This is a genomic window from Chryseobacterium sp. CFS2, from assembly GCF_036543225.1.
Classification (GTDB): domain Bacteria; phylum Bacteroidota; class Bacteroidia; order Flavobacteriales; family Weeksellaceae; genus Chryseobacterium; species Chryseobacterium culicis_A.
Genome location: NZ_JAZHQU010000015.1, coordinates 1 through 14,193, shown reverse-complemented (window position 1 = coordinate 14,193; position 14,193 = coordinate 1). Strand labels below are relative to the sequence as shown.

Sequence of the window (14,193 nt, the reverse complement as noted above, 5' to 3'; positions counted from 1 at the left end):
TTTATTAATAACTACCTTTATCAGGAAGTTTCACAACTTTATTTTTAATAATTTAAATTATATTATGAAAAATTTTATCTTAGGGTTAGCAGTTTTAAGTACAGTTATGATGAAAGCACAAACCCAGATTATTGCCCATAGAGGATATTTCCAGGCCCAGCCTCCTACAACGGAGAATTCACTTCAATCATTGGAAAATGCTCAGAAATTAAAAATATATGGGTCTGAATTTGATGTAAGGATGACAAAAGATGGTGTATTGGTCATCAACCATGATGAGCACCACGGTAAAATGGAAATTTCAGAAATGAACTTCAAAGAATTGGAAGCATTGAAATTATCCAACGGAGAAAACTTTCCTACGTTAAAAGATTATTTAAAGCAAGGAAAAAAAGACAAATCTCTGAAGCTTATTGTTGAGATCAAACCAGCCAAGACTCCTGATATTGAAAATGAGATTACTCAAAAAACAATCAAAATGATCAAAGATATGAAGCTGGAATCTCAGAGTGAGTTTATTTCATTCAGCCTTAATATCTGTAAAGAGATCAAAAAATTAGCTCCATCATTTAAAGTTCAGTACCTGAACGGAGAACTGTCTCCTGAGCAGATCAAAAAAGAAGGACTGGATGGGATGGATTACCACTACAGCGTTTTCCAGAAAAATCCTACATGGATTGCTGAAGCAAAAGGATTAGGATTAATCACGAATGCCTGGACAGTAAACGATGTTGCTGTTTATGATGAATTAAAAAAACAGGGAATCGGATTCGTAACCACCAATATTCCTGATCAGTTAAAGAATAAATAACCGTTGGAAATTTCTCACAAAGAGTACAACCGAAGTACGAAATATTCCCCTCCTCTGGAGGGATGGCAAAAATTCAAAGAATTTTTGACGGGGTGGTTTAACGAAATTTTTTAATCATCTCAACAGATAACCAATAATTTACACAGTCTGCCCTTTCAAAGAGGCAGACTGTTTCTTTTTACAGCCTAAGCTCTTCTTTTTAGTGATTGTAAAAGAAGGAGTATCACTAAGATGATGTTTATTTATTGTAAATCAGTTAATTGTGTTTGTTTTGTATTATTATCTCAAGGAAAGACAATAAAGATACATAAATACCGCTGCAGACAGGTATTAAAAATAATTAATTGATTAATTTCTTGATAATTAGTTATTTGTGTAATGTTATTAAGGTTGCATTAATATATGGTTTAATTATTTTTTAAGAAACGTTAAAATTGTGTTAAGGCCATCCTTGTAATGTCGTTTTAATTTTGCGCAAACAAAAAGAAATGCGTAAAGAGACACAAAAACTGCTGGTTTTGTCGCTGTTAGGATGTATCAGTGTCAACCTGGCAGCTCAGCAGAAAGTAAAAAAAGATACCGTTAAAGGTCTTGATGAGGTAGTGGTTACTGCTTTGGGGATTAAAAGGCATGACAGAGCTTTGGGATATGTTGCGGAAAAAGTAGATGCCAAAACATTTGAAGAAACCCAGAACAACAACTGGGCACAATCCATGGAAGGAAAAGTGGCGGGTCTTAAAATTCAGACTGCAGGTGCAGGACCGCTTGGGACTTCCAGAATTACGTTGAGAGGTGAAAAATCCATTATGATGGATCATAACTACGCGCTGATCGTTGTAGATGGTGTTCCATTGGGAAATTCTACTACAGGTTCCGGTACTGCAGCCTATGGAGCAGGTTCCGGAGGAGATGTTCCAATTGATCTTGGAAATGGACTGAACAGTATCAATCCGGATGATATTGAATCTGTAACGGTTTTAAAAGGTGCTTCTGCTGCCGCATTATACGGATCACGTGCTGCCAACGGAGCATTAATGATTACCACAAAATCCGGAAAAACAAAAAACGGAAAACTGAGAGTAGCCTTCAATTCTTCCTCCAGCTTTGATTCCGTATTAAAGTGGCCGGACTGGCAGTATGAATACGGGCAGGGAACTCTCGCAACCAATACAGCAGGAAATTTTTACTACTCTTATGGTCTTTCCCCGGATGGCCCAAGTACGGGTGGTACAAGTAGTGCTTTCGGACCTAAATTTGCCGGCCAGTATTACTTCCAATATGATCCTAATGTAATGGGACAAAGTAAGGAAAGACAATTGTGGAGACCTTACGAAAATAATATCAAAGGTTTCTGGAGAACAGGTTCTACCTATTCCAACAGCATTTCCGTAGAAAGCTCCAACGAGAAAACAAGCTTCAGATCTTCACTTACCTACCTTAATAACGAGTGGATGATGCCGAATACAGGCTTTGACAGATTCAATTTCGCCTTATCTTTTGCACATCAGCTAACTAAAAAATTAAAAATCTCTACAAAATTTGCCTATAACACTACTTCCAGTGACAACCTTCCTGCGACGGGATACAACAACCAGTCAATTTCTTATTTCATGATCTTCCAAAATCCCAATGTGGATTTGGAATGGTATAAACCGATCTGGAAACCAGGACAGGAACAGGTTGATCAAATCCATCCTTTCAGCTCCTTTATTGACAATCCTTATATGATCGCTTACGAAATGTTGAATGGGGTCAGAAAAAAGACCATTACAGGAAACATTACAGCAGATTATCAATTTAATAAAAATTTCAGTTTAATGCTGAGGTCAGGTATTGAAATTCTGAATGAAAAAAGAACAACCAAAAGACCATGGAGTTCTGCAAATTACCTGAAAGGTTTCTACAGAGAACAGTTCATCAAAAATCAGGAATATAACAATGACGTTTTATTCTCTTACAAAGGAGATTGGAATAAATTCAGTATTTCTGCCTCAGCAGGAGGAAGTATCCGTTATAATGAATACCTGATGACAGATTATCAGGCAATCGGATTGAAAACGGCCGGAGAATACAGCCTTACCAATGCACTTTCTATTCCGGTTAAATATCCGGCACCAAGAGACAAACATGTAGACAGTGTTTATGGATTATTAACGCTGGGATATGACAATAAAATATTTGTGGACGTTACCGGAAGAAATGACTGGAGTTCTACGCTTCCAAAACAAAACAGATCTTTCTTTTATCCTTCAGTAAGTACCAGTTTCATTCTTTCAGACATTTTTAATCTGAAAAGTAATAACCTGAACTTATGGAAGCTAAGAGCTTCATGGGCGAAAGTAGGAATAGACAGTGATCCTTATCTTTTGGATAACTACTATACAGCAAGTAATATCACTGGAAGTGTAATAGCGCCTACAACTTTTAATAATCCTTCCCTTAAACCTGAAAAAAATACCAATATAGAAGCCGGTATGGATTTCAGCCTTTTCAAAAACAGATTGAACCTTAATCTTACCGCTTACCAGAATTTCAGTGAAAACCAGATTGTCCCGGTATCATTACCCACTGAAACCGGATATTCCAAAAGGATAATCAATGCCGGAAAAATCCGAAACAGAGGTCTTGAACTTTCAGCCGATATCTTAGCGGTAAAAAGCAAAGACTTCTCCTGGAAAGTAGGGGGAAACTGGTCTACCAACGAAAACAGAGTGATGACGTTACCTGAAGGATTTGATGGTATCGTTTCCAATGTTGGAGATGTAGTATTCTATAAAATGGAAGTAGGAGGTTCTTTGGGTGATATGTATGGATTTAAATTATTAAGAACTCCGGACGGAAAAGTAATTTACGGAGATAATGGACTTCCCGCCAGACCTGCAGATATTGAAAAAGTAGGAAATGCCTTCCCGAAATGGAGAGCTGGTCTTCAGAATGATTTCAGAATTAAAAACTTTACCATCAGTTTCTCATTTGACGGACAATATGGTGGTATCGCTTACTCACAGTCACATCACAAAATGTCTGAGCAAGGTAAGCTGAAATCCACACTTCCGGGAAGAGACAATCCAGGTGGAATGATTGTGGGAGACGGTGTTGTTCAGAATCCTGACGGATCTTTCAGCCCGAATATAAAAGGAGTACTGGTATCTTCTTATTATGGAGACTACTATAGAAGAGCCAATGTAGAAACCAACAGTTTCAGCACAGATTTTATTAAGCTGAGAGATGCCAGAATTGCCTATTCTTTCCCGAAAGAAACCATAAAATCTATAGGTCTGGATGATCTTACGATTGCCATTTTCGGAAAGAACCTGTGGATGTGGACAAAGTTCCCACTTTTTGATCCTGAAGTCGCTACACTGGATAATGCAACCATTACTCCGGGAGTAGAGATGGGACAGCTTCCAACCGCAAGAACCGTTGGGTTTCAGTTAAATCTTAAATTCTAAAATCTTTAAAAATGAAAAAAATAATCATACATCTGACATTGGTCGCTTCTGTTTTCATGCTTCAGTCCTGTGACAGAACATTCGATGAAATGAATACAGATACCAGTAAGGTTAAAAATCCGTCAGTAGGAAGTCTTCTTGCTCCCATCCAGTATGAAATGGGAAGCTATGGCTATAACAGAGCCGATGATTTCACTTTTGATATCATGCAGATCGCTTTAGACTTTCCCAATGAAGGAAATTCCTACAGCAGATACTATATGGACGAAAAAAGTGGAAACGGATACTGGAATACTTCTTACAGATGGCTTAAGCAGGTAAGTGACCTGAAAAAATATGCAGCCAAAGAACAGAATAATAATTACCTGGCTATTTCAATGGTTCTGAATGCGTGGATTGCCTCCAATCTTACTGATGCTTTCGGTGATATACCTTTATCTGAAGCAGTGAGAGTTGAAGAAAATATTTTGAAACCAAAATATGATAAGCAGAAAGAGGTCTACATTCAGCTGTTAAACGATCTGAAAACAGCCAATTCACTATTCAATACAAACCAGGCATTAGCAGAAACAGATTTGTTTTACAATGCCAATACTAACAGCCAGACCGGTATCTTAGGATGGAAAAAATTCTGTAACTCCTTATCATTAAGATTACTGACCAGAATTCTAAGCAGAAACGGAGAAGTGAATGTGTATGAAAGAATTCAGGAAATTGTCAATAATCCTGCTCAATACCCTATTTTCCAGAATAATACAGACAGTGCTGTACTGCCACTTTCGGGAATATCCCCATACTTACCACCAATTGCCCGCCCTCAGGATTTTACCGCTTACAGGGCAGCAGGCGAGTTTTTTGTAAATGCAATGAAAGATAATAACGACCCAAGGCTGAGCATGTTTTTTACGAAAGCGAAGGCCACATCGGGAGAAGATCTTGGTTATAAAGGAGCTCCATCGGGATATGCTTTGGGAACCGCTTTCAACTATCAGCCTTCTAACCTTAACCAAAATCTTGCAAAAGCACCTTTAAAAATTTTAATCATGACCTATTCTGAAGTTCAGTTTATTCTGGCAGAATTGGTGAACAAAGGAATCATCGCAGGAAACCAGCAGACCTACTACGAAACCGGAGTAAAGTCAATTATTGAACAATGGGGAGCAACAGTTCCTGCCAATTATTTCAGTAATACCAAAGTGGCTTATGACGGCTCTCTGGAAAAAATTATGCTTCAGAAATACATTTCCCTGTTTTTTGTAGACCATCAGCAATGGTATGAATACAGACGTACAAAACTGCCTGTGCTTCCTAATAACGGAGGTCTTCAGAACGGAGGGCAGATGCCTGTGAGATTCATGTATCCTACCGCTACAAAAGTGATGAATACGGATAATTATAATGCTGCTGTACAATCCATGGGAGGAGACAATATCAATGTCAAAATGTGGTGGAATAAATAATTTGAGATTTAAAGATTAAAATAATTTAAAAATTAAAATATCATGAGTATCAATATAAAATTTTTAATGCCTTGTGTATTGGTTTCAGCAATGGCGTTTTCACAAGCTTCTGTTTCCGGATATGTATACGAAGACAGCAATAAAAATCAAAAGAAAGAAAACCGCGAAAAAGGAATTGAAGGTGTAGCCGTTTCCAATGGTGTTCAGGTAGTTCTTACGGATAAAAATGGACGATACAGCCTGCCGGTTCAGGAAGATCAGACTATTTTTGTGATCAAACCTTCAGGATATCAGACCGCTTTGAATGCAAATAATCTACCTCAGTTTTATTACCATCATAAACCCAAAGGTTCTCCGGCGGATTTCAAATACAAAGGCGTTGCTCCTACAGGAGATCTTCCCAAAGAATTGAACTTTCCGCTTTATAAACAAAATGAAAACAAAAATTTTGATATTCTTGTTTTCGGTGATCCACAGCCTTACACAGAAAAAGAACTGGATTACTTCAAAAGAGGAATCGTAAATGAAGTGAAGAACACCAAGAAAAATGCTGTGTTGGGAATCAGTCTGGGAGATCTGGTAGGAGACAATCTAAGCCTTCAGAAACCTTATGCAGATGTGATGAAAGAAGTGGGACTGCCTTGGTACAATGTAATGGGAAATCATGATATGAACTATGATGCGAAGGAAGATAACCTTTCCGATGAAACATTTGAGTCGAATTTTGGTCCTGCCAATTACTCTTTCAACTATGGTAATGTACATTTCATCATTCTGGATGATATTCTTTATCCGGATCCGAGAGATGGAAAAGGATATTGGGGAGGATTCCGTGAAGATCAGCTCCAGTTTATTGAAAACGATCTGAAACTGGTTGATAAAAGTAAACTGATCGTTATTTCTTTCCATATTCCGTTGGAGCATAAAAATGAAGACAGCTTCAGAAATGCGGACCGTCAGAAATTATTTGATTTCTTACATCCTTTCCAGAATGTATTGCTTTTGTCAGCACATACTCATATCCAACAACAGATTTTCTATGGCAAAAAAGCAGGCTGGAACGGTATTAAAGAATTACACGAATATAACGTAGGAACTACTTGTGGCGATTGGTATTCAGGAACACCGGATGATGCCGGACTTCCTACTTCAACGATGAGAGACGGAACAGCCAAAGGATATTCATTCATCAGCTTTACAGACAATCAATATAAAGTTAAATACAAAACAGCCGGAAAACCGGAAGACTATCAAATTAAATTATATATTCCAAAAGTGATTCCTTCTTCAAGAACATCAGCAAAAATATTGGCTAATTTCTTTATGGGAAGCAAAAAAGACAAAGTAGAATACAGAATCGATGGCGGTAAATGGGAAGAAATGGAATATGATGAAACCATAGACCCGAATTTTGCCCTTTCTGTTTTCAAATGGGATTCTACGGAGAACATTCTTCCGGGAAGAAGACCTTCCAATCCTGAAATGTCAAAGCATATCTGGGAAGCAGACTTTCCTAAAAAATTATCATTAGGAAAGCACAAAGTTGAGGTGAAAGCTGTAGACATGTACGGAAATGAATTCTCATCTTCAGAAGAGTTTGAAGTGCAGAATTCAATTCAGATTCCTTAAGCTTTTTATTTTTTTTACTATACCTTTTTTAGATTTTGAAGCCGATCCAACAGATCGGCTTCTATTTTTGCTGAAGTTCTTGGAAACCACAAAAGCCACAAAAGGTTATTAATGGTTAGAATAATTTAAAAGTGTAATGATCCTGCATAAAAGTTTATATAAAATGAAATCTACGATTTTCATAAAACTTAAGTGTACTTCTTATACTTAAAGCTAATAGCTTAAAAAACTTAAGTCTCTAAAAACTTTTGTGACTTTTGTGGTTTAAGAAAATATAAGTTTTAATTGCCCTTCCCAATCATTAAAAAACTATTAAATCCGTGTTTTCACCATTTCATAAAAATGTTCTTTCGTAACTTTGTATAAAGAAAAGTATTACTACTATGAATATAAACGGAAAAAATGCCATCGTAACAGGTGGTGGAAGAGGATTAGGAAAAGCTGTAGCATTAGCTTTGGCCAATGAAGGAGTAAACGTTGCCATTACAGGAAGAAATGAGGAAAACCTAAAAATGACGGTTGAAGAAATCAAAAAACTGGGCGTAAACTCAGCATACGCAGTTTTTTCTGTAGACAATGAAATTCAGGTAAAAGCGGGAATAGAATCTTTAGCAGAACAATTGGGAGGTATTGATATCCTGATCAACAATGCCGGAATCGGAGACTTCGGAAGTATCGAAGAAATGCCTTCTGAAACATGGGAGCAGGTGATTAAAACGAATCTGTTTGGGGTATATTATGCAGCCAAAGCAGTTCATCCATTTATGAAAGCTAAAGGGGAAGGTGATATTGTAAACGTAGCTTCCACAGCAGGTCTTAAAGGAGGTCCGAATATGTCAGCATACGCCGCTTCAAAAGCAGCTGTAGTATCTCTTTCTCAATCTATGATGGCAGAATGGAGAAAACAAAATATCCGTGTGATCACTTTGACTCCAAGTACCATTGCTTCAGATATGAGCATCCAGGGTGGACTTACAGACGGAAATCCTGATAAAGTATTACAGCCGGAAGACTTTGCAGAATGGGTAAGAGATATCCTGAAAATGAACAGAAGAGCGCTGATTGCAAACGGTTCTATTTTCTCTACAAATCCTTAAGAGTTTAAAGTTTACAGTTGTCAGTTGTCAGCAAAGAACTGTTAATCTTCCATGAACAATAAAATTCAATAGGAGCGGGCTTTAGCCCGCTTCTTCTTTTTCCAATCTTAGTGGCTTTAGCCAAAACTTACAATTTCTCTGAAATTCAAAAATCTGTGTCATCTGTGCCATCCGTGGGATAAAAAATCATAACTTAAACTTTCCATATCATATTCATTAATAGAAGCGGGCTTTAGCCCGCTTTCTTTTTTACGTTTCTATTTAGGCTTTAGCCCAAACCTGGAATTTCTTGCATTTCAAAAAATCTGGGAATTTATTTCCAGGTCTCTAATGATAGGTTTTGGCTAAAGCCAATGGTATTGTAATAATTTTGTAGACGGGCTAAAGCCCGCCCCTATTGAATATATGATGGGCAATAATCTGTGCAATCTGTGGGATAAAAATTCCACAAATAAAACTTTCCTATCTTATTCATTCAAAAAAAATAAAAATCCCCGGTTTCAGCCAAAAATCACAACTTCATTTTTTTAACCGTAATAACATTAGTATTTTTGCAGCAAATTAGTCACATGCAAAATTATTTAGAATTCAATTTCAAAATTTCTCCATTACAGCCTTGGAATGAGATTTTAATGGCGGAACTTATAGAAATAGGTTTCGACAGCTTTACAGAAGAAATTGACGGAATTTTAGGATATATTCAGACAGATTTGTTTCAGGAAGAGCAGTTGAAAGCACTTCCGATCTTTGAAAACGAAAATGTAAAAATTGAATATTCTTTCGAAGAAATGCCGAATATCAATTGGAATGAAGAATGGGAAAAGAATTTTTCTCCCATCAATATTGATGATAAGGTATTGATCAGAGCAGAGTTCCATGAATCTGTACCAGGAATGCATGAAATTATCATTCAGCCTAAAATGTCTTTTGGAACCGGGCATCACCCTACTACCCATTTAATGATCCAGCAAATGATGGATATTGATTTCAATGGTAAAAAAGTATTGGATATGGGATGCGGAACTTCCGTATTGGCTATTTATGCAAAACAGCAGGGAGCAGGCGATACAAAAGCCATCGATATTGATGAGTGGTCTGTGGAAAATTCAAAAGAAAATGCTGCAAGAAACAATGTAGAATTGGATATTGAACAAGGAACTGCCGAAAACTTAGGAAAAGAGAATTATGATATTATCCTGGCCAATATCAACAGAAATATCCTTATTTCAGATATCCCGACTTATGTTTCAGTATTGAACAACAGAGGAAAACTATTGCTTTCAGGATTATGTTTCTTTGATGTGGATGATATTCTGGAAGTATGCAAAGAAAGCGGCCTTGAACTTAAAAAGAAATTACAGCGTGAAGAATGGGTAAGTCTTCTGCTTGAAAAATAACACACAAAAAACAAAATACGAATATGAAAACTTTATGGACAGCTTTATTTTTACTGATGCTGCAGTTTTTTACCGCGCAGGAAAATGAAGTATATGCAGATGGAATCTTTGGTTTTGAAGAAAATAAAACGCAGAAAATCTTTACAGACTGGACCCGCGTGAGGTTGGATCCGGGAGTCAATGCTCAGATTATAGACTCATTGCAGGCCAACCAGCAGATCATGATTCTTAAAAAAGAAGATGGGGTTTTAAAGCTGGGCGAAAGAGCTGCTAATTGGTATAAAATCTCTTATCAGAAGGGAGAAAATACAATGGAAGGATATATCTGGGGTGGCAATCTTTCTGTAGGATATCGTAACAAAAATGGCTATGATTTCCTTTTTGGGCTTTCCAAAACGATAGACAGGAAGAATAAAGAATATAATGAGATCCAAAAACAGAATATTGCCGGAATAAAGGTAATGGAAGGAAATACACTCATTGATGAGGTGTATTTTGATACAGGAAGAGGAGAAGAACTGAGTTCAGCATCTTTCAATGTTGAAAGCAATCACAAGCTTCAAAATGTAGAATTCACTCTTAAGGCAATGGTTTCTGGAGAAGCCTGCGGAATTGCAAGCTATGATCAGTATGTTCTTTTTAAAGATAAAAAACTGATTACACTTCCACAATTAACGAACGTAGGGGATGCAGGAGCTTTTTATCACAGTGAAGAATATGTTTTTCCGAATGATAAAGGAGGAATTCCCAACGCATTTATCCTAAAAGTGGAAGATATGGAAGTGGATGAAAAAGACAGAGAGAAAAAGAAAAGCGCTTCCAAAACTTATCTTTGGAACGGAAGTTCCTACAAGCTGAAATAATAGTCTGTATTTCCAATAAATTAAACCGTTGTATCCACAGCGGTTTTTTTGTATAAAGATGGGAAGACTCTTTTACAGTTGGAAAAAATCGAATACATTTAGAAGATAAAAAAGCAAATGGACATACTTGAAGATTTACTTCCCATTCTATTTTCAGTTTTTGTAGGCGGTATCATTGGAATTGAAAGAGAATACCAGTTGAAGTCGGCCGGATTAAGAACAATGATTCTTGTGACGCTGGGAGCCTGTATTTTTACCATGCTATCCATGAGTTTGGGCGGGCCCGGAAGTCCTGACCGTATTGCTGCCAATATTATCACAGGAATAGGATTCGTTGGAGCGGGAGTTATTTTTAAAGAAGAAAACAGGGTTTCTGGTCTTACAACTGCGGTTACCATTTGGATTTGTGCTTCTCTGGGTATGACAATAGGAGCAGGATATTATCAGGAAGCGATTATAGGTTCGGTAGTTGTTTTTCTGTTGCTTATTATGTTCAAATATGTTCAGGATATTATTGACAGAATAAGTGTGCGTTATACCTATCAGATTACAATTCCCTATGAAGATGGAGTAGTGGAGAAATATGAGTCCATTTTCAAAGAACATGGCTTGAAATCGATCCGAGGAAAACAGGTAAAAAGCGGAGAAAAATACACCATTATCTGGCGTGTTCAGGGAGCAGCAAGAAAACACGAAGTTTGTACAAAAATCTTACTTAACGATCTATCCATTGAAGAATTCCGATTTTAATTTAATATTAAAATAAATCCATCCTATCTGCAAACATCTGTGAAAATCCGTGCAATCTGTGGGAAAAAACAGATTCAAAAAATCATTTAAAAACAAAAAATAGGACTGGAATAATCCAATCCTACCCAAACATGATTAAGTGTATAGTTGAGCCATCAATGGCTATAAGGAATTAAAGCACAAAAAGATTTTTATTGATCCTTAATCAATGTTCCTTACTACTAATTAAACTAACTAAGTGACCTTTCGGCAACGTTTACCATGTAAAAGTAGCGTGTCTTCTCATCCATTGACGTAAAAGATAAACTGATTCAGCGAAATAGATCAGTGAAACGGAATTTTAATCCAATGAAACGGATAGGGAAGAGGGAAATTGTTTTCTGCTTTTGTTAATTTGTGTTGGGCTGTACGATCCAGCTATTAGTCTTAATAACATCCATTCTTTCATATTGACATTCACCATATGTTGTTTAAGACCTGAAAATGATTTGTTATGAGCGCTTATTTCCGGCATTCCTTGTCTAACCTGGTGATAACATAAATAACCGGAATTTGGTGGTGTTTTGCAGCTTTAATAACCTTTTTAACGTTAGAGACCACCTGTTCAGGATCAGTTAAGCTGCTTACTATTGACGACTGCATGTCCATCACCAATAATGCTGTTTTTGTTTTTTTTCATTTTAATTATACTTTATTGATGAATTGTTCCTCCGATTCTTCCAATAGCTGGGGATTGACAGCTTCTGTTTTATTTTTCTTAAACAATAAACGTCTAAAGACAATCACAATTAAAATTCCTGAAATCCCTTCCAGTAATAAGGTTTTGGGAGCTCCTATTTTCTCGGAGATAAACCCAATAAGTACACTTCCCAAAGGCAGCATTCCAAATATAGCGGTCAATAAGATGCTTATTGCTCTTGAACGCATTTCAGGAATCACCTCAGACTGCACAATAATGTTACATGTGGTAAATTGCGCCACACCTCCCAATCCTGTTAATGCTGCAAAGAACATAGACCAGTAGAAACTGGTGGCATAAGAAAAACATATCAGCCCAATACTCAGAATAGCTGTACTCAGAATCAGAATGTTTCTCATAGAGGCTCCTTTCTTCAATGAAGCCAGAAATACAGTTCCGAGTACCGCCCCAATCCCAATGAAGCTTGAAATATAACCGAATGTTTTAGCATCCCCTTTAAAAATTTCCTTTGCATAAACAGGAATTAAAGTATCGTAGGGTAAGATCAACAGACCTGTAATACTCAGCATGATGATGACCAGACTGATAGAAGGTTCTTTTTTCAGGTATCTGAAACCCTCTGCCAGTTCTGTGAAAGTTCCTTTTTTAGTCAGTTTTTTAGGGATGATTTTTATTTTCATCAGCGAAATGGAAAGCATTACTGCGGCAAAGCTGGCTGCATTAATGAGAAAACAGGTTCCGGCTCCGAACTTTTGAAGGATAATTCCGGACAGGGCAGGACCTGCCAGTTTTGCAATACTTGCCATGGCTGCACTTAGAGAAAGGGCGCTGGGAAGATCTTCATCATCTGTTACCACTTCATTGATCATAGCCTGCCTTGCCGGAATATCATAGGCATTGATAATTCCGAGGAAAACACTAAGTACAATGAAACTCCAGATATTCTGATGTCCGGTCATTACCAGGAATGCCAGTAAAGATGCCTGAATTAATGATAAAATTTGAGTGATCTGAATAATTTTATAGCGATTGTATCGGTCTGCAGCCACACCACCAAAAGCTGAAAATAAAAATGAAGGGAATTGTTCTGCAAAAATGGTGAGCCCCAGCATAAAAGCAGACTGCGTCATGCTGTATACAACCCATACCACGGCTGTACGCTGCATCCATGTCCCAAATTGTGAGACCGAACGCCCGAAAAAATACAAAGTATAATTGGTGCTTTTGAAAGCCCGGAATGTACTGATATTACTTAGTTTGTTCATTTTTTTTGAATAGACTATTTGACAAATAATGTAAAAGTGTCAAAATTTGGATAAAAAATTTTAACTGATATGCTTAATAACCATAGAAGTCAAAGTATTCACGGTATTGTGTAAGCTTTCAAAATTGTTTTTTAGGCTCATTTCACGCCTTATTCCTCTGATACTGCTCTGTAGAATGAAGATTATGGTTTCCTGCTCTTCAACGGCAACTTCCGGAATTGAACCTTTGGTAATGCCTGTTGAAAATAAATTGAGCAGAAGATTTCTTTCCGCTTCCATCATTCGGTTGTGGGCATCGGTAATATGCTTTGATTTCTCTTCATGATCCATTCCTGCTTCAATAGCTCTGAAAAATGAAGATCTTTCTTCTGAGGTCTTCACTTTAGCAAGACAAAACTCCTGAATCTTTCCTTCGAAGGTTCTTTTCTTCCTCATCCTGGAATCAATCTCAGAAATCACTTCTTTGATCAGGTTTTCCAGAACTGCCTGGAACACTTCCTCGCGATTTTTATAATAGTAATAAATTGATGTTCTGCTTTTACCAACTGCTTTTGAAATATCATCCATTGTCACTTTCTTTAAACCATACTTTAGATACAGCCCTGAAGCGGTATCCAGGATTTGTTGGGAAAGCTGATCTTGTTCCATGTGAGATGACATTGTCTGAAAATTGTCTGAAATATGAGTACAAAAATAAAATATTTTTGACAAAAAAACAAATTTTGTCAAATTGTATAGTAGGATATTTCAATAAACGTAAGGGTAAAAA

General features: G+C 37.0%; 11 protein-coding genes. 8 read left to right on the top strand and 3 right to left on the bottom strand.

Going from position 1 to position 14,193, the window contains the following annotated elements; all coding sequences use genetic code 11:
- The first annotated feature begins 64 nt into the window (after positions 1 to 64).
- From ODR02_RS23145 to ODR02_RS23110, 8 genes are all read left to right on the top strand, one after another.
- A complete protein-coding gene (locus ODR02_RS23145) occupies positions 65 to 811 on the top strand; it encodes a glycerophosphodiester phosphodiesterase family protein (RefSeq protein WP_309513677.1) in 747 nt (248 codons plus the stop codon).
- A 488-nt stretch (positions 812 to 1,299) separates the two neighbouring features.
- Entirely contained in the window at positions 1,300 to 4,263 is a 2,964-nt protein-coding gene (locus ODR02_RS23140; RefSeq protein WP_309513676.1) for a SusC/RagA family TonB-linked outer membrane protein, read from the top strand.
- 11 nt (positions 4,264 to 4,274) lie between these two features.
- The gene (locus ODR02_RS23135) at positions 4,275 to 5,723 is read left to right on the top strand and encodes a SusD/RagB family nutrient-binding outer membrane lipoprotein (RefSeq protein ID WP_309513675.1); all 1,449 of its coding nucleotides are present in this window, start codon (positions 4,275 to 4,277) and stop codon (positions 5,721 to 5,723) included.
- 66 nt (positions 5,724 to 5,789) lie between these two features.
- Positions 5,790 to 7,352, top strand: a complete 1,563-nt coding sequence (locus tag ODR02_RS23130; RefSeq protein WP_309513685.1) for a calcineurin-like phosphoesterase C-terminal domain-containing protein — start codon at positions 5,790 to 5,792, stop codon at positions 7,350 to 7,352.
- Positions 7,353 to 7,735: 383 nt separating this feature from the next.
- Positions 7,736 to 8,449, top strand: a complete 714-nt coding sequence (locus tag ODR02_RS23125; protein WP_209785717.1) for a 3-ketoacyl-ACP reductase — start codon at positions 7,736 to 7,738, stop codon at positions 8,447 to 8,449.
- A 569-nt stretch (positions 8,450 to 9,018) separates the two neighbouring features.
- On the top strand, positions 9,019 to 9,846 hold the full coding sequence (prmA, locus tag ODR02_RS23120) for a 50S ribosomal protein L11 methyltransferase (RefSeq protein ID WP_209785716.1): 828 nt from the start codon (positions 9,019 to 9,021) through the stop codon (positions 9,844 to 9,846).
- A 23-nt stretch (positions 9,847 to 9,869) separates the two neighbouring features.
- Positions 9,870 to 10,709, top strand: coding sequence for an SH3 domain-containing protein (locus ODR02_RS23115; protein WP_209785715.1), 840 nt, complete (start codon positions 9,870 to 9,872; stop codon positions 10,707 to 10,709).
- Positions 10,710 to 10,826: 117 nt separating this feature from the next.
- On the top strand, positions 10,827 to 11,459 hold the full coding sequence (locus ODR02_RS23110) for an MgtC/SapB family protein (protein ID WP_309513674.1): 633 nt from the start codon (positions 10,827 to 10,829) through the stop codon (positions 11,457 to 11,459).
- A gap of 501 nt (positions 11,460 to 11,960) precedes the next feature.
- On the opposite strand, the gene ODR02_RS23620 is transcribed toward ODR02_RS23110, so the two are convergent.
- Genes ODR02_RS23620 through ODR02_RS23100 form a run of 3 tightly spaced genes read right to left on the bottom strand, consistent with a single transcriptional unit; the run spans position 11,961 to position 14,072 of the window.
- Positions 11,961 to 12,110, bottom strand: a complete 150-nt coding sequence (locus ODR02_RS23620) for a hypothetical protein (protein WP_408916198.1) — start codon at positions 12,108 to 12,110, stop codon at positions 11,961 to 11,963.
- 33 nt (positions 12,111 to 12,143) lie between these two features.
- Entirely contained in the window at positions 12,144 to 13,424 is a 1,281-nt protein-coding gene (locus ODR02_RS23105) for an MFS transporter (protein ID WP_309513673.1), read from the bottom strand.
- A gap of 60 nt (positions 13,425 to 13,484) precedes the next feature.
- Positions 13,485 to 14,072, bottom strand: a complete 588-nt coding sequence (locus tag ODR02_RS23100) for a TetR/AcrR family transcriptional regulator (RefSeq protein WP_309513672.1) — start codon at positions 14,070 to 14,072, stop codon at positions 13,485 to 13,487.
- Positions 14,073 to 14,193: the final 121 nt, after the last annotated feature.